General features: G+C 42.1%; 13 protein-coding genes, 1 tRNA gene and 2 pseudogenes. 4 read left to right on the plus strand and 12 right to left on the minus strand.

Going from position 1 to position 15084, the window contains the following annotated elements; genetic code table 11:
* Positions 1-85: 85 nt before the first annotated feature.
* Positions 86-787 (minus strand): Crp/Fnr family transcriptional regulator, encoded by a 702-nt coding sequence (locus ACE01T_RS10765; RefSeq protein WP_180043513.1) that lies wholly within the window; start codon positions 785-787, stop codon positions 86-88.
* Positions 788-888: 101 nt separating this feature from the next.
* Between ACE01T_RS10765 and ACE01T_RS10770 the strand changes: the two genes are divergently transcribed.
* Positions 889-1422: an Mpo1 family 2-hydroxy fatty acid dioxygenase gene (locus ACE01T_RS10770; RefSeq protein WP_180043511.1), complete on the plus strand. Its 534-nt coding sequence runs from the start codon at positions 889-891 to the stop codon at positions 1420-1422.
* A gap of 66 nt (positions 1423-1488) precedes the next feature.
* Here ACE01T_RS10770 and ychF read toward each other — a convergent pair whose 3' ends face one another.
* The 7 genes from ychF to ACE01T_RS10805 all read right to left on the minus strand — a co-directional run bounded on the left by ychF (position 1489) and on the right by ACE01T_RS10805 (position 9119).
* Entirely contained in the window at positions 1489-2580 is a 1092-nt protein-coding gene (ychF, locus tag ACE01T_RS10775; RefSeq protein WP_086195044.1) for a redox-regulated ATPase YchF, read from the minus strand.
* A gap of 113 nt (positions 2581-2693) precedes the next feature.
* Positions 2694-3353 (minus strand): methionine ABC transporter permease, encoded by a 660-nt coding sequence (locus ACE01T_RS10780; protein WP_180081041.1) that lies wholly within the window; start codon positions 3351-3353, stop codon positions 2694-2696.
* A complete protein-coding gene (locus ACE01T_RS10785) occupies positions 3334-4404 on the minus strand; it encodes a methionine ABC transporter ATP-binding protein (RefSeq protein WP_395519255.1) in 1071 nt (356 codons plus the stop codon). Before ACE01T_RS10785 ends, ACE01T_RS10780 begins: the two co-directional genes overlap by 20 nt.
* A 10-nt stretch (positions 4405-4414) precedes the next feature.
* Positions 4415-5245 carry a MetQ/NlpA family ABC transporter substrate-binding protein gene (locus tag ACE01T_RS10790; protein ID WP_180081037.1) on the minus strand — a complete coding sequence of 277 codons (831 nt, stop codon included), beginning with the start codon at positions 5243-5245 and terminating at the stop codon, positions 4415-4417.
* Between the two features lie 15 nt (positions 5246-5260).
* Positions 5261-6682 (minus strand): LLM class flavin-dependent oxidoreductase, encoded by a 1422-nt coding sequence (locus tag ACE01T_RS10795; protein WP_180043503.1) that lies wholly within the window; start codon positions 6680-6682, stop codon positions 5261-5263.
* Positions 6682-7905, minus strand: a complete 1224-nt coding sequence (locus tag ACE01T_RS10800) for an SfnB family sulfur acquisition oxidoreductase (protein ID WP_180043501.1) — start codon at positions 7903-7905, stop codon at positions 6682-6684. The genes ACE01T_RS10795 and ACE01T_RS10800 overlap by 1 nt, the downstream gene beginning before the upstream one ends.
* An 11-nt stretch (positions 7906-7916) precedes the next feature.
* Positions 7917-9119, minus strand: a complete 1203-nt coding sequence (locus tag ACE01T_RS10805) for an SfnB family sulfur acquisition oxidoreductase (protein ID WP_180081035.1) — start codon at positions 9117-9119, stop codon at positions 7917-7919.
* A gap of 381 nt (positions 9120-9500) precedes the next feature.
* Here ACE01T_RS10805 and ACE01T_RS10810 point away from each other — a divergent pair, with 381 nt between their 5' ends.
* Entirely contained in the window at positions 9501-10265 is a 765-nt protein-coding gene (locus ACE01T_RS10810; RefSeq protein WP_180082419.1) for a glutathione S-transferase family protein, read from the plus strand.
* Positions 10266-10651: 386 nt separating this feature from the next.
* The gene (locus ACE01T_RS10815) at positions 10652-11122 is read left to right on the plus strand and encodes an Lrp/AsnC family transcriptional regulator (protein WP_086195053.1); all 471 of its coding nucleotides are present in this window, start codon (positions 10652-10654) and stop codon (positions 11120-11122) included.
* A gap of 92 nt (positions 11123-11214) precedes the next feature.
* Here the strand turns inward: ACE01T_RS10815 and ACE01T_RS10820 are convergent, their stop codons facing one another.
* A complete protein-coding gene (locus ACE01T_RS10820) occupies positions 11215-11964 on the minus strand; it encodes a YebC/PmpR family DNA-binding transcriptional regulator (protein ID WP_086195054.1) in 750 nt (249 codons plus the stop codon).
* A gap of 112 nt (positions 11965-12076) precedes the next feature.
* Positions 12077-12640, minus strand: a complete 564-nt coding sequence (locus ACE01T_RS10825; protein WP_086195139.1) for a 1-acyl-sn-glycerol-3-phosphate acyltransferase — start codon at positions 12638-12640, stop codon at positions 12077-12079.
* A 931-nt stretch (positions 12641-13571) separates the two neighbouring features.
* On the opposite strand from ACE01T_RS10825, the gene ACE01T_RS10830 reads away from it, so the two are divergent.
* A tRNA-Ile gene (locus ACE01T_RS10830) sits at positions 13572-13648 on the plus strand.
* Positions 13649-13963: 315 nt separating this feature from the next.
* Here ACE01T_RS10830 and ACE01T_RS10835 read toward each other — a convergent pair.
* Positions 13964-14399 (minus strand): annotated as a pseudogene (locus ACE01T_RS10835) (IS66 family transposase); the annotation flags it as partial.
* A pseudogene (locus tag ACE01T_RS10840) lies at positions 14384-14929 on the minus strand (IS21 family transposase); the annotation flags it as partial. The pseudogenes ACE01T_RS10835 and ACE01T_RS10840, both read right to left, overlap by 16 nt.
* Positions 14930-15084 lie beyond the last annotated feature (155 nt).

Consider the following 15084-nt stretch of genomic DNA (forward strand, 5'->3'; position numbering starts at 1 on the left):
ATGCTTGGCCATAAAATGGCTTATGCTGCAACGGTATACATCTCTGAATTATTTTCATAGTTTAAAATTTCATTCATCTTCCGATTTAAGTATTGGGAAAGGCATGCGCGATGCGATGCAGTTCCGCTACATCCAAAATTTCAATTTTCTTAAAAGATACGCACAAAATATTTTGCTGTTCCAACGCTTGTAGTTCCTGATTGATGGTTTGTCGGGAGCAGGTCAGCATTTGTGCCAGTTGTTCCTGGGATAAATGAATGACATTGTTTTCAATACTTAAATGATTGCCATAGCCATTTAAAATAAACATCAGGCGTTGTGCCAAACGCTGGCTGATGCTTTGCGTTTGAATGGAAATCAGTTCTAAAAAAGCAAAGCGCAATTTTTGACTGGTCAGTTGCGCAATGTGATACCAAAAAACTGGATGTTGTTGCAGCAGGGATTGTAGTGCGGTACTCGGTATATGCAGGAGCAGGCTTTTTTGCGTTGCAATCGCATCGTGCGAACGGGGCTGGGCATCCACCAGCGAGATTTCGCCAAACCACATAACCGGTTCAACAATGGCAGCCACCGATTCCTTGCCATGAATGTCAATATAACCTAGGCGAACCGCACCTTCTAAAACGGCATAGATCCCATTAAATATATCTCCTGAACGGAAGATGCTTTGTTCCTTGTCAAAACGCTGCTGCACAGCACAGTTCACAATAAAATCCTTAAATACCGCAGGCAATTGTGCAAACCAGATATTCTGCTCTAAATGTTTAATATAAATGGGTTCGAGCATTTTTATTCCTTTTTAATCTGAGTTGTCGGCTAGCTGACAACTTGTCCTGGTATTTTTTTATATAGTGAAATGAAAATATAAGTCTAACAAGGAAGACGGTCATGACCAAATTAGAACAATTACTGAGCCAGTATGCCGCCTATCATCTGGACCAGAAAAATATTTATACCCATTTTGTGGGTATTCCATTGATTGTATTTTCAATCATGTGTCTGACTGCACATGCCGGTGTGGTCATTTCAGGTGTCGAGCTGACTTTGGCTTTAGGATTACTACTGGCAAGTATAGTGTATTATCTCAGTCTGGACCGTATCTTTGGCCTGATCATGTTGCTCATCTATGCGCTTGCTTATCCATCTGCTTACAGGATTGCGCAGCTGGATACGACGGTCTGGTTAAGCTTGAGTATTGGCATTTTTGTGGTGGGATGGGTATTCCAGTTTGTGGGCCATTTTTATGAAAAGAAAAAACCGGCTTTTATGGATGATGTGATTGGTCTGGCGATCGGCCCTTTATTTGTCTTGGCTGAAATGGTGTTTATGTTCGGGTTTCGGAAAGAGCTGGAGCAACGTATGCTGGCAGAAGCTCGTAAGCAACGCGCTGTAATGGATGCCAAGACCGTGAATCTGAACTGAAAACAGCTCTAAATAAAAAAGCCAGCATCATGCTGGCTTTAAACTGTTTTGAAACGTCAGAATGGTTTAAACGTTAAAACGGAAGTGCAGCACGTCACCGTCCTGAACCACATAAGTCTTACCTTCCAAACGCCATTTACCGGCTTCTTTCGCGCCAGCTTCGCCGTTGTATTGCACGAAGTCATCATAAGCAATACATTCAGCGCGGATAAAGCCTTTTTCGAAGTCAGTATGAATCACACCCGCTGCTTGAGGCGCAGTAGCACCGACTTTGACGGTCCAGGCACGAACTTCCTGCACACCCGCAGTAAAGTAAGTCTGTAAGCCAAGCAGGCTGTAACCGGCACGAATCACGATGTTCAGGCCTGGTTCTTCCATGCCCATTGCTTCTAAAAATTCAGCGCGGTCTTCATCTTCAAGCAATGAAATTTCAGCTTCAATCTGGTTGCACAGCGGAACCACAATGGCATTTTCTTCAGCGGCCAATTTTTTAACCGCTTCCAGATGAGGGTTGTTTTCAAAACCATCTTCAGCCACGTTGGCAATATACATGGTTGGTTTTAAAGTCATTAAACCGAAACCACGTACCAGTTTGCGTTCATCATCATCCAGATTGGCTGCACGGGCAGGTTTACCTTCATCCAGTAAAGGCAAAATTTTGTCTAGTACCGCTTTAGTGGCAACAGCATCTTTGTCGCCCCCTTTTGCAGATTTAGCCAAACGCGTTACGGCTTTGGTCACAGTTTCCAGATCAGCCAGTGCAAGTTCGGTATTGATGGTTGCAATATCATCCAGAGGATCAATCTTACCGTTTACATGAATCACGTTTTCATCTTCAAAACAACGAACCACGTGTGCAATCGCATCAGTTTCACGGATGTTTGCGAGGAACTGGTTACCCAAACCTTCACCTTTAGATGCACCTGCAACCAGACCGGCAATATCCACAAATTCCATCGTGGTTGGAAGCACGCGTTGTGGTTTAACGATTTCCGCAAGTTTGTCCATGCGCAGGTCAGGTACAGGAACAATACCGGTGTTTGGTTCGATGGTACAGAACGGGAAATTTTCTGCAGCAATAGCAGCTTTAGTCAATGCATTGAAAAGTGTAGATTTACCAACGTTCGGCAAGCCGACAATACCGCAATTAAAACCCATGAAATGACTCACAACGTGTTATTTAAAAATTGCCGCTGATTTTACATGAAAGCCATGACAAAGTCAGGTCATGGCTGGATGCTTTGTTGAAAACTCATAAAATGGATAGGGATTTAAATTTTGCGTTTATCCAGTTGGCTGGAGATGGAATCGCCCGTGGCCTGAACCAGCATGACCAGAATCACCAGCACGACAATCACGGCAAGCATAATCTGCATATCAAAACGCTGATAACCATATCGGTAGGCAATATCGCCTAAACCACCTGCGCCAATGGCACCAGCAATCGCCGATGAGTTGATCATGGTCACCAAAGTCACGGTAAAGCCTGCCACAATCCCGGGCAGCGCTTCAGGTAGCAGCACATGCCAGATGATCTGCTTGCGGTTACAGCCAATCGCTTGGGCGGCTTCAATCAGACCCTGATCGACCTCGCGTAAACTGACTTCTGCAATGCGGGCAAAGAAAGGTGTGGCTGCCAAGGTTAAAGGCACTACCGCAGCCCAGACCCCATAACTGGTGCCGACAATCCAGCGGGTCAATGGAATGAGTGCTACCATTAAAATTAAAAACGGTACTGAACGGGTAATGTTAACTACCCAGCCTAAAGCGTGATTGACGCTTTTGGAAGGATAGATGCCATGTTCGGCAGTACTGACTAAAATGACAGCGATGGGCAAGCCAATAAAAAAGGCAACCAGGGCAGATACTCCCACCATCAACAAAGTGTCAATAGTGCCGCTAAGTAATAAATCAATGAGCTGGTCGTGCATAGCCAATGACCTCAATCTGTGCAATGTACTGTTTTAATTTCTGCTGGAGTAGTGTGGTATTTATACGCAGATCGGGGATTGCCACAATAAAACTGCCGACCAGATGGTTCTGTATGCTATCGATATGACTTTGATAGAGATGAACTGGATGATCGAACTGCTCGAAAATCACTTTCAAATCTGGTGAATGCTGAACACTGGAGGCATAACGCAGTTTTAAAATGCTATGTGAACTGTCGGCAATAATCTCTGGCGTTAGCGAAAAAGGCAATTCCAGCTGTTCCAGATTTAGCAATTCCTGAGTAATCTGCTGCTGTGGATTAGAAAAGACCGACCACACTTCACCCGCTTCAACAATTTCACCATGTTCAATCACCACCACCTGATCGCAAATTTCACGAATGACCTGCATTTCATGAGTAATCAGCACAATGGTGATGCCGAGTTTCTGATTGATTTCCTTGAGCAGGGACAGCACCACAGAAGTACTTTCCGGGTCCAAGGCCGAAGTAGCTTCGTCACACAGCAAAATTTCCGGATGGTGAACCAGCGCCCGGGCAATCCCGACACGCTGCTTTTGTCCGCCCGATAATTGGGACGGATAGTTGTGTGCTTTTTCACTCAAACCGACCAGTTGCAAGACTTCATTGACCCGAGCTTCAATCTCATCTTTGTTATAGTTGGCGACTTTGAGGGGTAGGGCAACATTTTCCCATACGGTCTTGGCCGACATTAAATTAAAGTGCTGGAAGATCATGCCAATACGCTGACGCAACCGGATCAGTTCAGCATGTTTTAGTTCAGCCAGATCTTGCTGGTGAATGTGAATATGACCTTCACTGATCTGTTCCAGACCATTTAAAGTTCGGAGCAATGAAGATTTACCTGCGCCACTTTTGCCGATAATGCCAAAAATTTTGCCTTCCGGAATATCCAGGTTGATGTTTTTCAAGGCATGTACCGATTGACCCTGTACTTCATAATATTTGTTCAGGTTTCTGATCTTGATATGGGGAACAGAGAAGTCCACCTGTGAACCAAAACTCACCATCGTATTCTCCTTATTTCCAGCCCGGGAACCAGAGTTTGGCACCGAAATCTGCATCCAAAGCCTGTTTCACTTTTGGCGAGTTTTGATAGATCTCGACAAATTTTTTCAGCTTGTCGTTTTTATCTTGGTAATCCTCACGCACGGCAAACAGGATGGCATAACGGTTGTCCTTGTTAGAGTCAAATAATAGTGCCTGTTCGGGATCAGCGGTTTTGGCTAAACGCAAGTAGTGCGGATAACCAAAAGCCAGGTCGACCTCATCAATTGCACGTGCGGTTTGTGGACCTTCGACTTCAACAAACTGCAAGTTTTTCGGATTGCTTGCGATGTCTTTCAGGTTAGACAGATGGTTTTTAGGGTCTTTCAGGGTGATCAGTTTTGCCTGTTGCAATAAAAGTAGAGCACGGCCTTGGTTTACAGGGTCGTTTGGAACCACAACTTTCGCGCCATCTTTTAACTCATCAAAGCTTTTGATTTTTTTGGAATACAAACCCACATGCGTGGCTGCACCTTTGGCAAAGGCTTTGATTTTAAAGTCGGTTTCTTTTTTGGCATTATCCAAAAAGGGGTGATGCTGGAAGAAATTGGCATCAATATCACCGTGATTCAGGGTAATGTTGGGCGTATTCCAGTCGGAAAATTCCACCAGTTTCACATTCAGGCCTTGCTGTTTGGCCTCGACTGCTGCCACCTGTAAAGGCTTGGCAAATGAAGGGCTAATGCCAATCACCAGTTCATCCGAAGCGGCTTTTTTTTGTTGATTCCAGACCACCAGTCCAATAATGACTGCGGCAATAATCACCCCGATAATGGTCAGTTTGGTTTTTGCTGTTTGTGCCATGTTGCACCTCAAAATTTATGCGGATTGTTTTTGCTTTAAGTTAGAGTTCGAAGTTGAGGCGGAGCTTGGACATCGAAATTGCTGAACTGGGTGTGAGGTCGACAGTCGGTTGCCTTGATTAAACAGTTTGTGTCTTAAACTGCCGTGTTCGTAGGCTGTTTTATAACGGCCACGCTGCTGCAATTCAGGAATCACCAGACGGATAAAGTCATGGTGTGACTCAGGGGCAACGGTGCGGGTCAGGTTAAAGCCATCAATACCGGTTTCATCGATCAGCTGAATCAGTTTTTCAGCCACAGTTGCACCACTCCCGACAATCAGGGGATAACGACCACCTAATACATGCTGAGCTTTTAAATCATTTTTGCTGATGTGCTGTTCTTTAAATTTATTGTTGACTGATGCAATGCTGTTGGTCTTTTGGTAAGGGATCGCTTCATCATCGTCAAATTTGGACAGGTCAATGCCGACAGAACTGGAGAAGTGCGCCAAACCTGCTTCAGGACTGGCATAAGCGCGATATTCATCCAGCTTTTGCTGTGCCAGTTCATCAGTTTCCGCAGTCACCACGGTAATGCCGACAAAGATTTTAATATCTTCAGGATGACGTCCTTGATCGGCAGCTTGCTGACGAATCTGATCGACCTGCTTTTTGATTTTTGCAGGCTGATCACCGCCAATAAACATGCCTTCCGCATGTTGGGTGGCAAATGCCATTCCACGCGGTGAAGCACCTGCCTGAAATAACACCGGGGTGCGCTGAATGGAAGGGGAAACTTGAAACACGCCCTGGCTTTGGTAAAACTGTCCCTGATGATTGACCTGATGTACTTTGGCAGGGTCGGTAAATATCCGGTTTTTCTTGTCTTTTACAACGGCTTCATCTTCCCAGGAACCTTCCCAGAATTTATAGCAAAGTTGTACAAACTCTTCGGCTTGCTCATAGCGCAGGTCATGGTCTTTTAAGCCTTTTTCACCAATTAATCGCTGTGCGCTGTCCAGATACCCAGTGACAATATTCCAGCCAATACGGCCCTGAGTCAGGTGGTCCAGACTGGCGAAACGGCGGGCAAACTGATAAGGCGACTCATAACTTAAATTGACTGTGACCCCAAAGCCGAGATGCTGGGTCACCGCTGCCATGGCAGAAACCAGAGTACTGGGGTCATGACTCGGCAACTGAATTGATTCTTTTAAAGTCAGGTCAATATTGTTTTGATAGACATCATACACCCCGGTAATGTCGGCAATGAACAGGCCGTCAAACAGGCCGTGTTCCAGGGTTTGGGCTAAATCTGTCCAGTAGCTCAGCTCATTAAAACGCTGCGACTCATCACGCGGATGGGTCCATAATCCGTGATTGATATGGCCGACACAGTTCATATCAAAAGCATTTAACAAGATTTTCTTGGGTACAGATTGTGATGCTGTTGTCATTACAATGTCCCTCGGCGCGGTGGCAATACGCCATTTAAAATATGATTGGCTATGAAATAATATTTCCAGCGCGAAGCATCATGCAGCGTGTGCACGCGGGCATTGCGCCAGAAGCGGTCCAGACCATCTTCGCGTTGGCTACCACGGCTACCGGCCAGTTCAATCAGTTTGGATGATGCTTTTAAGGCAGTTTCGGTACTGTGTGCACGTACTTTGGCCACATCTAATGATGCTTTGGCGATATTTTCTGCGGTCGGTGCGGGTCTGGCGGCATCAATTGAACGGGCGGCCTGTTTCAGTAAAACTTCAGAGGCACGTACATCGGCGACAATCCGTCCCAGTTCGAACTTTGTCAGTGGGTCATCGGTGGCTTGATCTACGCCAGAATCAATCCACGGACGGGCCTGACGCACACGGTTTAAAGTTTCTTCAAAGGCGGCACGGGCAATACCGGTTTCAATAGAGGCATGCAGCAATTGCGCAAACGGGCCGGAGATGGTTGGCTCTGAATAGGCAATATCAAATGGCACTACATCTTCAGCCAGCACTTGCACATTATTGAATTTCACTGTGCCGCTGCCTGTGGTACGTTGCCCGAAACCACTCCAGTCATCGATTAAAGTCAAACCTTGGCTATTACGCGGAACAAAAGCTAGGAACTGCTGATCTTGTTCATCGACCACCAGTGTTGGAATGCGATGGGCAAATAAACTGCCGGTGCAATAAAACTTTTCGCCATTAATCACATAGCCCTGATCAGTTTTGCGTATCGCGGTTTGACGCTGTGCAGCAGTTTTGGTTTTAAACTCGGCCAGGGCATTGCCAAAACGCGCACCTTTTAGCACTTCGCTATAGAGTTTTTGTTTTTGCTGTTCGGTGCCGCTATTGCGCAGGATCTCCAGGCCATAAAAATGATTTTGCGGAATCTGGCCAATGGAACCATCTACACCACTCATCAGTGCAATCACTTGCGCTACGGTATAGCTAGAGACCTCTGCACCACCATACTGTTTTGGGACGGTAATGGCCCAGAGCCCAGACTGGCTATAGGCTTCGATTTCTTCAAAAGGCAGAATGCGCTCGGCATCGCGCTGAATGGCTCCAGCTTTGAACTGTTGCGCTAGATTGCGTGCAATTTCCAGCGCTTCTGCATCGGATTGAATAATATGTGCATGCGCCAATTGCTCGGGATGAAATGAAATAATGTTTTGATATGAAGTCATGACAAATATCCTTAAATCCAGGCGTGGCGGGCAGGGAGGGTGTGATTGAGGTAATAATCCCCAAGCGCATGCAATTTCCAGCGCACCGGATCATGCAGGGTATGCACACGGGCATTGCGCCAGTGCTGGTCCAGGTTGTGCTGACTCAGACTGGAACGGCTACCGCCAAGTTCCAGTAATTTTTCCGAGATATGCAGTGCAGCATCATTGGCATAAATCTTGGCTTCAGCGACTAAAATAGAGGCTTTGGCCGCCTGTTCATCAGTGACTGATTCAAGCCGATCCAGTTCATCCAGATATTCAGCTGCTTCATCAAGCAGCAAAATGGCAGCATCCAATAGCACCGCAGACTTGCCGACTTCCTGCAAGGTATAGTGTTCAAAGCTGGCTTTTTCCACTTGTGCATCGACAATCGGGCGTGCTTTATGCACCGCCGTCACGGTATCAGCAAAGGCCGCTTCAGCAATACCGACATCAATGGCAACCTGTAATAACTGTGAATACGCGCCGCGGTAATTGGGCTGACTGGAAAGCAGGCGTTCATCAAAAATCAGTAGCGGATCAACTTCAACATGCTCAAGTCTAACTGTGCCACTTGAAGTGGTACGCTGCCCAAAGCCATTCCAGTTATCAATCACTTTCACGCCTTTGGCCTGAGCATTGACGATAGTCAGTACTACATAACCTTCTGGATGAATAGCTTTAATCGCGAGCCAGTGAGCAAAACTGCTGCCCGTTGAATAGAATTTTTCGCCGTCGACAAAATAACGCCCATTTTCAAAAGTTAATGTGGTTGCCAGGGTTTTGGTATCTTTGGTATTACGTTCCGGCCCACCATTGGCTAAGCGTTTACCTTGTAAAATTTCTTGATAAATAAACTGTTTTTGCTGCTCTGTACCCATCATTTGGATCATATTCAACAGCGCAATCTGATTTTGTGGGATTTGTCCTACACTGGAATCGGCCTTATTCAGAATGCGGAATACATGTGCCAATGTTTTATTGGAAACGAAAGCACCACCAAATTGCTTTGGAATACGAATACCACCTAAGCCTTTCTGGCTGAATAGATCAATTTCAGCAAAAGGCAATAAACGCTGTTGATCACGTTCATTGCGACCTTCCAAAGCAAAATCTGCGACATGATACGCAGCATGAATAGCTTCAAGATCGTTTTCAATTACATGAACATTTTCAGAAATTAAACGAAACATAATGACACCTTAAATCGATATCAGAACGCTACAAGTAATTCAGTTCAAAATTAAGCAATTGCTTTTGCAAAGCTTATGAAAAATCCTGTTTAAGATAAAAACTGCAAGATTTTTATTTATTTTGCATATATTAAGTGTTTAAAAAACAACATGATTTGAATTTTTTTAAACATTTATTTTTTGAAGTTTATGGGTTTATATCTGCTTTAAAGATAATCAAGACAAAAAAATGTATAAAAATAAAAAGCGTATGACTAATAGTACCAAGATGATATTTTGGATAAAAAGCACATTGTAATTCCGGGATAGGGTGACTAAAGTATCCGACTGAATTAGATGGTTTTGACTTGGCAGAACTAAAAAAATAAAAGCGGAGTTTTTATGCGAATTTTATACCAGTTTCCTTTATCTCATTTTTGTGAAAAAGCGCGCTGGTTGCTCGATCATAAAGAATTGGATTATGTCGCACAAAATTTGGTGCCAGGTGTACATCGTGCTTTTGCACAGCTAAAAACAGGGCAGAACAAATTGCCTATTTTACGTGATCAAGATCTTTGGATTGCCGACTCGACTGAAATAGCTTTATATCTGGATGAGGTATATCCGGAACACTCTTTATTGCGTGCCGATCCACAACAACGTCACTTGGCTTTGGAAATCAATGGGCTTGCTAACGAACTGGGTAGACATGTGCGCCGTTGGGGGCTTGCCCATACCTTGTCGGAAAGTGAAGAATCCTTAGATATTTTAATTGGTGAAAAGGGATATCTACGCCAGTTTGAAAAATATTCCAAACCCCTTATCAAAGCCTTACTTTCCAAAGGCTATCAACTAAATGCAGACAAGGTGGCCGAATCTAAACAGCAGATGGATAGCATCATCCAGAATTTAAATGCAAGATTGATAGAGAATCATGGGCGTTATTTTGTCGGTGAACGTCTTGGCCTTGCTGATATTGCGGTCTGTTCGATGCTTGCACCTATTCTGGAAATTCCCGGGACACCTTGGGAAAAAGAACAGGGCGAAACTTTATCTGAAGAATTTCGACAGTATAAAGAACATTTAATGGCATTACCCTTGGGACAATATGTGCTGCGTATCTATCACACTGAACGGAATGCACGGGTCGATTGGCGTGGAGTTTAAAAGCCAGCGATAATAATACGCACTCTATAGCGCGTATTATTGCAAATCAAATGACTGTATTTTTTTGTTTTGGTCGAACATCTTCCTTTTAATCTATTTCTATTCAAATATAAAAGATGAGTGATGATCCGGAGCAGGACACTTGACTGAATGAGTGTTAAATTCGATATAAGTCTTTAATATATAATTAAAATTAACATTGAGTGTTTTTTATTTTTGAGTGGCTCAGGGTACTTTAAGTAGGCGTCAAGATCTTTCTTTATGAGCTGGAAGGCTTATGGAAAATATTTTCATAATCTTAAAATTTTGTGAAAAATAAATAATTGCTATATCACAAAGCTAATGTAATATTTTGCGTAGCTATCGATTATTGAAAAGAGTACAAAATGGAACTAGATCGTTTTGATAAACAGATTCTTGAAATATTGAGTCATGAAGATGTCAATTTGAATGAGCTTTCTGAGCGTATTAACCTCTCAGTGAGTTCGGTTCATCGACGGATCAAGCATCTGATTGAAGCCAATATCATGACCCATTTAAAGCGTGATATTAACTATGCCAAGCTGGGTTTCAGTTTACATGTGCTCTTGCAGGTGTCTTTAAATAAACATGATACGGATACTTTTGCCAAGTTTTTAGAAGAACTGGAAAGCATTCCTGAAGTCATTAAGGCTTTTTTAGTGACCGGGCAATCCGCCGACTTTATTGTCGAAGTGGTGGCTAAAGATATGGAAAATTATAGTGAAATTCTGTTAAAACGCATCGGTAAAATTGAGCATGTGGTTGCATTACATTCCAGTTTTGTGATTAAGGAATACAAGGTATTGAATTGTAGTGGCTTACTGAACCGGGTTTGAAATTATAGTTTAGGTAGCAGTTTTATATAAAAATGCCTTTAAAGCACATAAAAAACGCACCATCAGGTGCGTTTTTTTATGTGGAAAAAGAATTAATCATCTAATTGAGCTAACACTTCTTCTGTGAATTCAACGTTGGTATAAACGTTTTGAACATCATCCAGATCTTCAAACATATCAATCATTTTGACGATTTTTTTCGCTTGATCGATATCTGAAATTAAGGCTTTAGTTGAAGGGTTCATCACAACTTCAGCATTGTCAGATTTAAGACCGGCAGCGGCTAAAGCATCTTGAACTGTACCAAAACTTTCCGGAGTGGTAATGACCAAGATTTCATCTTCATCAACTTCAATATCTTCAGCACCTGCTTCTAAAGCCACATCCATGATTTGATCTTCTAAAGAAACATCTTCAAAAGTAATCTCACCGCGTTTAGTAAACATATAAGCAACTGAGCCAGCAGTACCTAAGTTACCATCAGTTTTAGAGAAACAGTGACGAACATCAGGCACAGTACGGTTTAAGTTATCAGTCATTGTTTCAATAATAACTGCAACACCTCCTACACCATAACCTTCATAAGTGATTTCTTTTAAATCGGCATTTTCTTCACCGCCAACACCGCGCTGGATTGCACGGTTGATGGTATCACGTGTCATATTTGCGACTAATGCTTTTTCAACGACAGCACGTAAACGTGGGTTAGACGCAACATCACCGCCGCCTAAACGGGCAGCTGTAACAATTTCACGAATGAATTTTGTGAATACTTTAGCGCGGCTCGCATCTTGTTTTGCTTTACGATGCTTAGTATTAGCCCACTTGGAATGACCCGCCATGCGAAATATGCTCCTTGTAGATTGGCCTTATGCCTATCAGATTATGCAAATTCTACCATAAGCCCTTTTTTCTTAGAAAGAGCTAGATTTTGAGTTTTTAAACAAATAGCAACTAGTTTTTAGGTTCAGGGATCACAATATCCAGTCCAACTTTTTCTCTGTAAAGCTGTTTTAACAAAGCCAGGTCGTGATTAATTTCTGTTGGATAAATCTTGCCTAAAATACCACCTTCTTTGGTTTGCGAATTGGCATACATTAAAACAATAGGTACACCAGCGGCTTTGGCAATATACCAAAAACCTGTACGGATGGGCTTTCTAGATTCACCCGTTTTGGCACGGGTCGCTTCAGGTGCAATCACCAGATTGAATTTTTCATTCTGCTGAAAATGCTCAACCATAAGTGAAACAATATCCTGATTTGCTTTTCGATCAACAGAAATTCCCCCAATAGCTTCTAATAAAGGCTTCATGGGACCTTTAAATAATTCTTTTTTAATCAGGGTATGAATTTTTATATCATAAATCTGGAATAGTGCCAGTGAAAGCACGGCATCCATCATGGATGTATGTTCAAATCCAACAATAACCTGCTTATCTTCAAGTACATCTGGTTCAACATGATATTTCCATCCTGCAAGTTTAAATGCAGATTCACCGATAAATTTTTTTAACATGAATGTAGGGGATATTTGACTATATGAAAGTTGGCTAATTTCTGCCTGTTCTTGTATGTAGTCAAGTGTTAATGAATTAAAAATAACCAAATGGATACGCATTATATGATGGATGAAATATGTGTATTAATTGCTTTTATATATTAAATCTTAAGCTTAAAGATTTAATATGTATCAAGTTATATAAAATAAGACTAAATAGTGACTATTCAGATGAAAAAATACCTATTAGACTTTTGTCGAAGATAAAATTTTTTAAACACAGGGCGCGATGTGGCCTAGGTTTAATGAGGATTGAAAAGAATGATGTATGTTTCGACTTTTCTATTAGCATTTTGTTTGTTTATGCTGGTTGTTGTATGGTCTTTAATCGAAATTCGCATTGAAGAGCAAAAAGAACGCAGTCTTTAGCAGTGATTTGCAGTCGAAGCTGGAAAAATCTTTATAGTTGGATTTTAAAAAATATTTCTTCCCAATCTAAATAAAAATTAAAGTAATACTTTTTAGGTATAAGATTTTCATCTTTTTCACATGATTTGAATTTCAAAAACGTGAGTGGATGAGGATTTAATTTTTGCATTTTTAAAAAATTATAGTCCACAATCATTCATTTAAAAGGTGTTGAATATTTAAAATTGTGTATTAATCATTCTGTTTTTTAAGTTTTACTCTTCTTAATTTATAGGAGTGAAATATTAGCTCTCATTTGAATCTTTCAAACACTTACTATAAAGGTTTTTAGCTATAAAACTTACAATCTGTTCACAGGAGGGTGGGGTGGAGTCTAAGGAAAAATAATCCTCCTTTAAAATATGCTCAGTAATTGTTGTGTTACTGTGCAAGTGAAAGTAAAAATGCTTGTTTTTTGAAAAAATCTTCGTTAGTATTGCCTTGCTTGAACTTGTTGATATATAACAAATTCAGCTTATCAGGGCCTATAGCTCAGTTGGTTAGAGCAGCGGACTCATAATCCGTTGGTCGACAGTTCAAGTCTGTCTGGGCCCACCATATAAAACAACCACTTAGGTGTACTAATCCTAAGTGGTTTTTTTGTTTTTGCATTCTAGTAAGCAAATAGTAAGCAGCTTAAATCAACATTATTCTTAACTGGCTTTGTTGCATAAAGACTTTAAAAATAGAATTTCCTGTAGTTACTCAAATTCAAGTGACAACGTGGGTATGGAGGCGATCTAATTCTGGCATGGCTTAATCACAATTTAAGTCAATACTTTGAGATACGAAGTATGATGTATATGATCCCATTTTTAGATCAGTTTATTATAAGTTTCTACGTAAGCATCCGCTGAAACTTATAGCTATTTTTTAATTCGGTTCAGATCTCCAGCAGTGTGGTAGTAATTCTTCTAGTCGGGACACTTTATGTGTTGACAGCCTTTTCAGCACATCACTTAAATAGGCATAGGGATCCAGTTCATTCAGCTTTGCTGACTGAATCAGGGGGCATGATATTCGCCGCTCGCTGACAACTGCGCAGCGAGCCAGCAAACAACCAGTTCTTACGTCCCCAGGCCTAGGGACACATCTGATTTTCGGTCCCTTACGAAGCAATGCTTTTCATGTTGATTGGTAAGTTACCATCAACCAGATAGCGGCAGAGTGCCTGCCAGCGTTTTAAGCTGTAGTTGATCGTCCGGGCGGTTAGAGAACTCGATAACAGCGTCAGATGGTGTTGGTTGAGCCATTCATACAGTTATTGCATGATCGGTTGACTATGTTGTTGCCGGTAGTGGCATGAATCCGCTGATTGGCGGTTTCATGCAGCCACCGGCCAATAGGGGCATTGGTAACAATCAACATCTAACAGTAAACTCGAAGTCTTCAAGCTTGCTTTTAATAACACAATAAAGCTTGATTTGAGGTATCCATTAAAGCGTTTAACTTTATCTTTGGTTTGTGCAGAGTAGGGCTTACATATGCTGGTGCGAAAGCCATATTTTTTAGCACAGTCGAGCAGTTTAGGGTTTCAGTATGGTGACTGGTTTTAATGTTGCAAGATATTCCCTTAAGATCCTGACCTTTCCTAGATATCTAAGCTCTAAAATTTCTTGCTAGAGCACAACGGCAGGAATCCATTCAGGATAAGAAGCATTTACGCGTTCAAGCAAATAAGGTTTATATGAGTCAAGAATACTTGTTCTAGGTTGTAAGACGATACTGTAGTGTGGACTTTTGCTGTAAATATTTACGCACGGTATTTTAGAAACCGCAAGTTCTCGACTCATTACCTTAAATGAATAAACCTTGTTTATACAGTGTTTGGACTGTCACTTATTGTTCCAAAGTTAACATATTTGACTAGTCCCAAATGATCGCTATATGTAAGCGTCCGCTGAATCCCATACCAATTTTTAATTCGATTCAGGTTTCCAGCAGTGCGGCAGCAATTCTTCAATTTGGGTCACCTTGTGTGTCGGCAGCTTTTT

This window comes from Acinetobacter uliginosus, from assembly GCF_044130295.1.
In the GTDB taxonomy this organism is placed as follows: Bacteria; Pseudomonadota; Gammaproteobacteria; order Pseudomonadales; family Moraxellaceae; genus Acinetobacter.

Bases quoted from the DNA above. Each gene is read 5' to 3' on its own strand.
- ACE01T_RS10765 (WP_180043513.1), bottom strand. From the start codon at position 787: ATGCTCGAACCCATTTATATTAAACATTTAGAGCAGAATATCTGGTTT.
- ACE01T_RS10770 (WP_180043511.1), top strand. From the start codon at position 889: ATGACCAAATTAGAACAATTACTGAGCCAGTATGCCGCCTATCATCTG.
- ychF (WP_086195044.1), bottom strand. From the start codon at position 2,580: ATGGGTTTTAATTGCGGTATTGTCGGCTTGCCGAACGTTGGTAAATCT.
- ACE01T_RS10780 (WP_180081041.1), bottom strand. From the start codon at position 3,353: ATGCACGACCAGCTCATTGATTTATTACTTAGCGGCACTATTGACACT.
- ACE01T_RS10785 (WP_395519255.1), bottom strand. From the start codon at position 4,404: ATGGTGAGTTTTGGTTCACAGGTGGACTTCTCTGTTCCCCATATCAAG.
- ACE01T_RS10790 (WP_180081037.1), bottom strand. From the start codon at position 5,245: ATGGCACAAACAGCAAAAACCAAACTGACCATTATCGGGGTGATTATT.
- ACE01T_RS10795 (WP_180043503.1), bottom strand. From the start codon at position 6,682: ATGACAACAGCATCACAATCTGTACCCAAGAAAATCTTGTTAAATGCT.
- ACE01T_RS10800 (WP_180043501.1), bottom strand. From the start codon at position 7,905: ATGACTTCATATCAAAACATTATTTCATTTCATCCCGAGCAATTGGCG.
- ACE01T_RS10805 (WP_180081035.1), bottom strand. From the start codon at position 9,119: ATGTTTCGTTTAATTTCTGAAAATGTTCATGTAATTGAAAACGATCTT.
- ACE01T_RS10810 (WP_180082419.1), top strand. From the start codon at position 9,501: ATGCGAATTTTATACCAGTTTCCTTTATCTCATTTTTGTGAAAAAGCG.
- ACE01T_RS10815 (WP_086195053.1), top strand. From the start codon at position 10,652: ATGGAACTAGATCGTTTTGATAAACAGATTCTTGAAATATTGAGTCAT.
- ACE01T_RS10820 (WP_086195054.1), bottom strand. From the start codon at position 11,964: ATGGCGGGTCATTCCAAGTGGGCTAATACTAAGCATCGTAAAGCAAAA.
- ACE01T_RS10825 (WP_086195139.1), bottom strand. From the start codon at position 12,640: ATGTTAAAAAAATTTATCGGTGAATCTGCATTTAAACTTGCAGGATGG.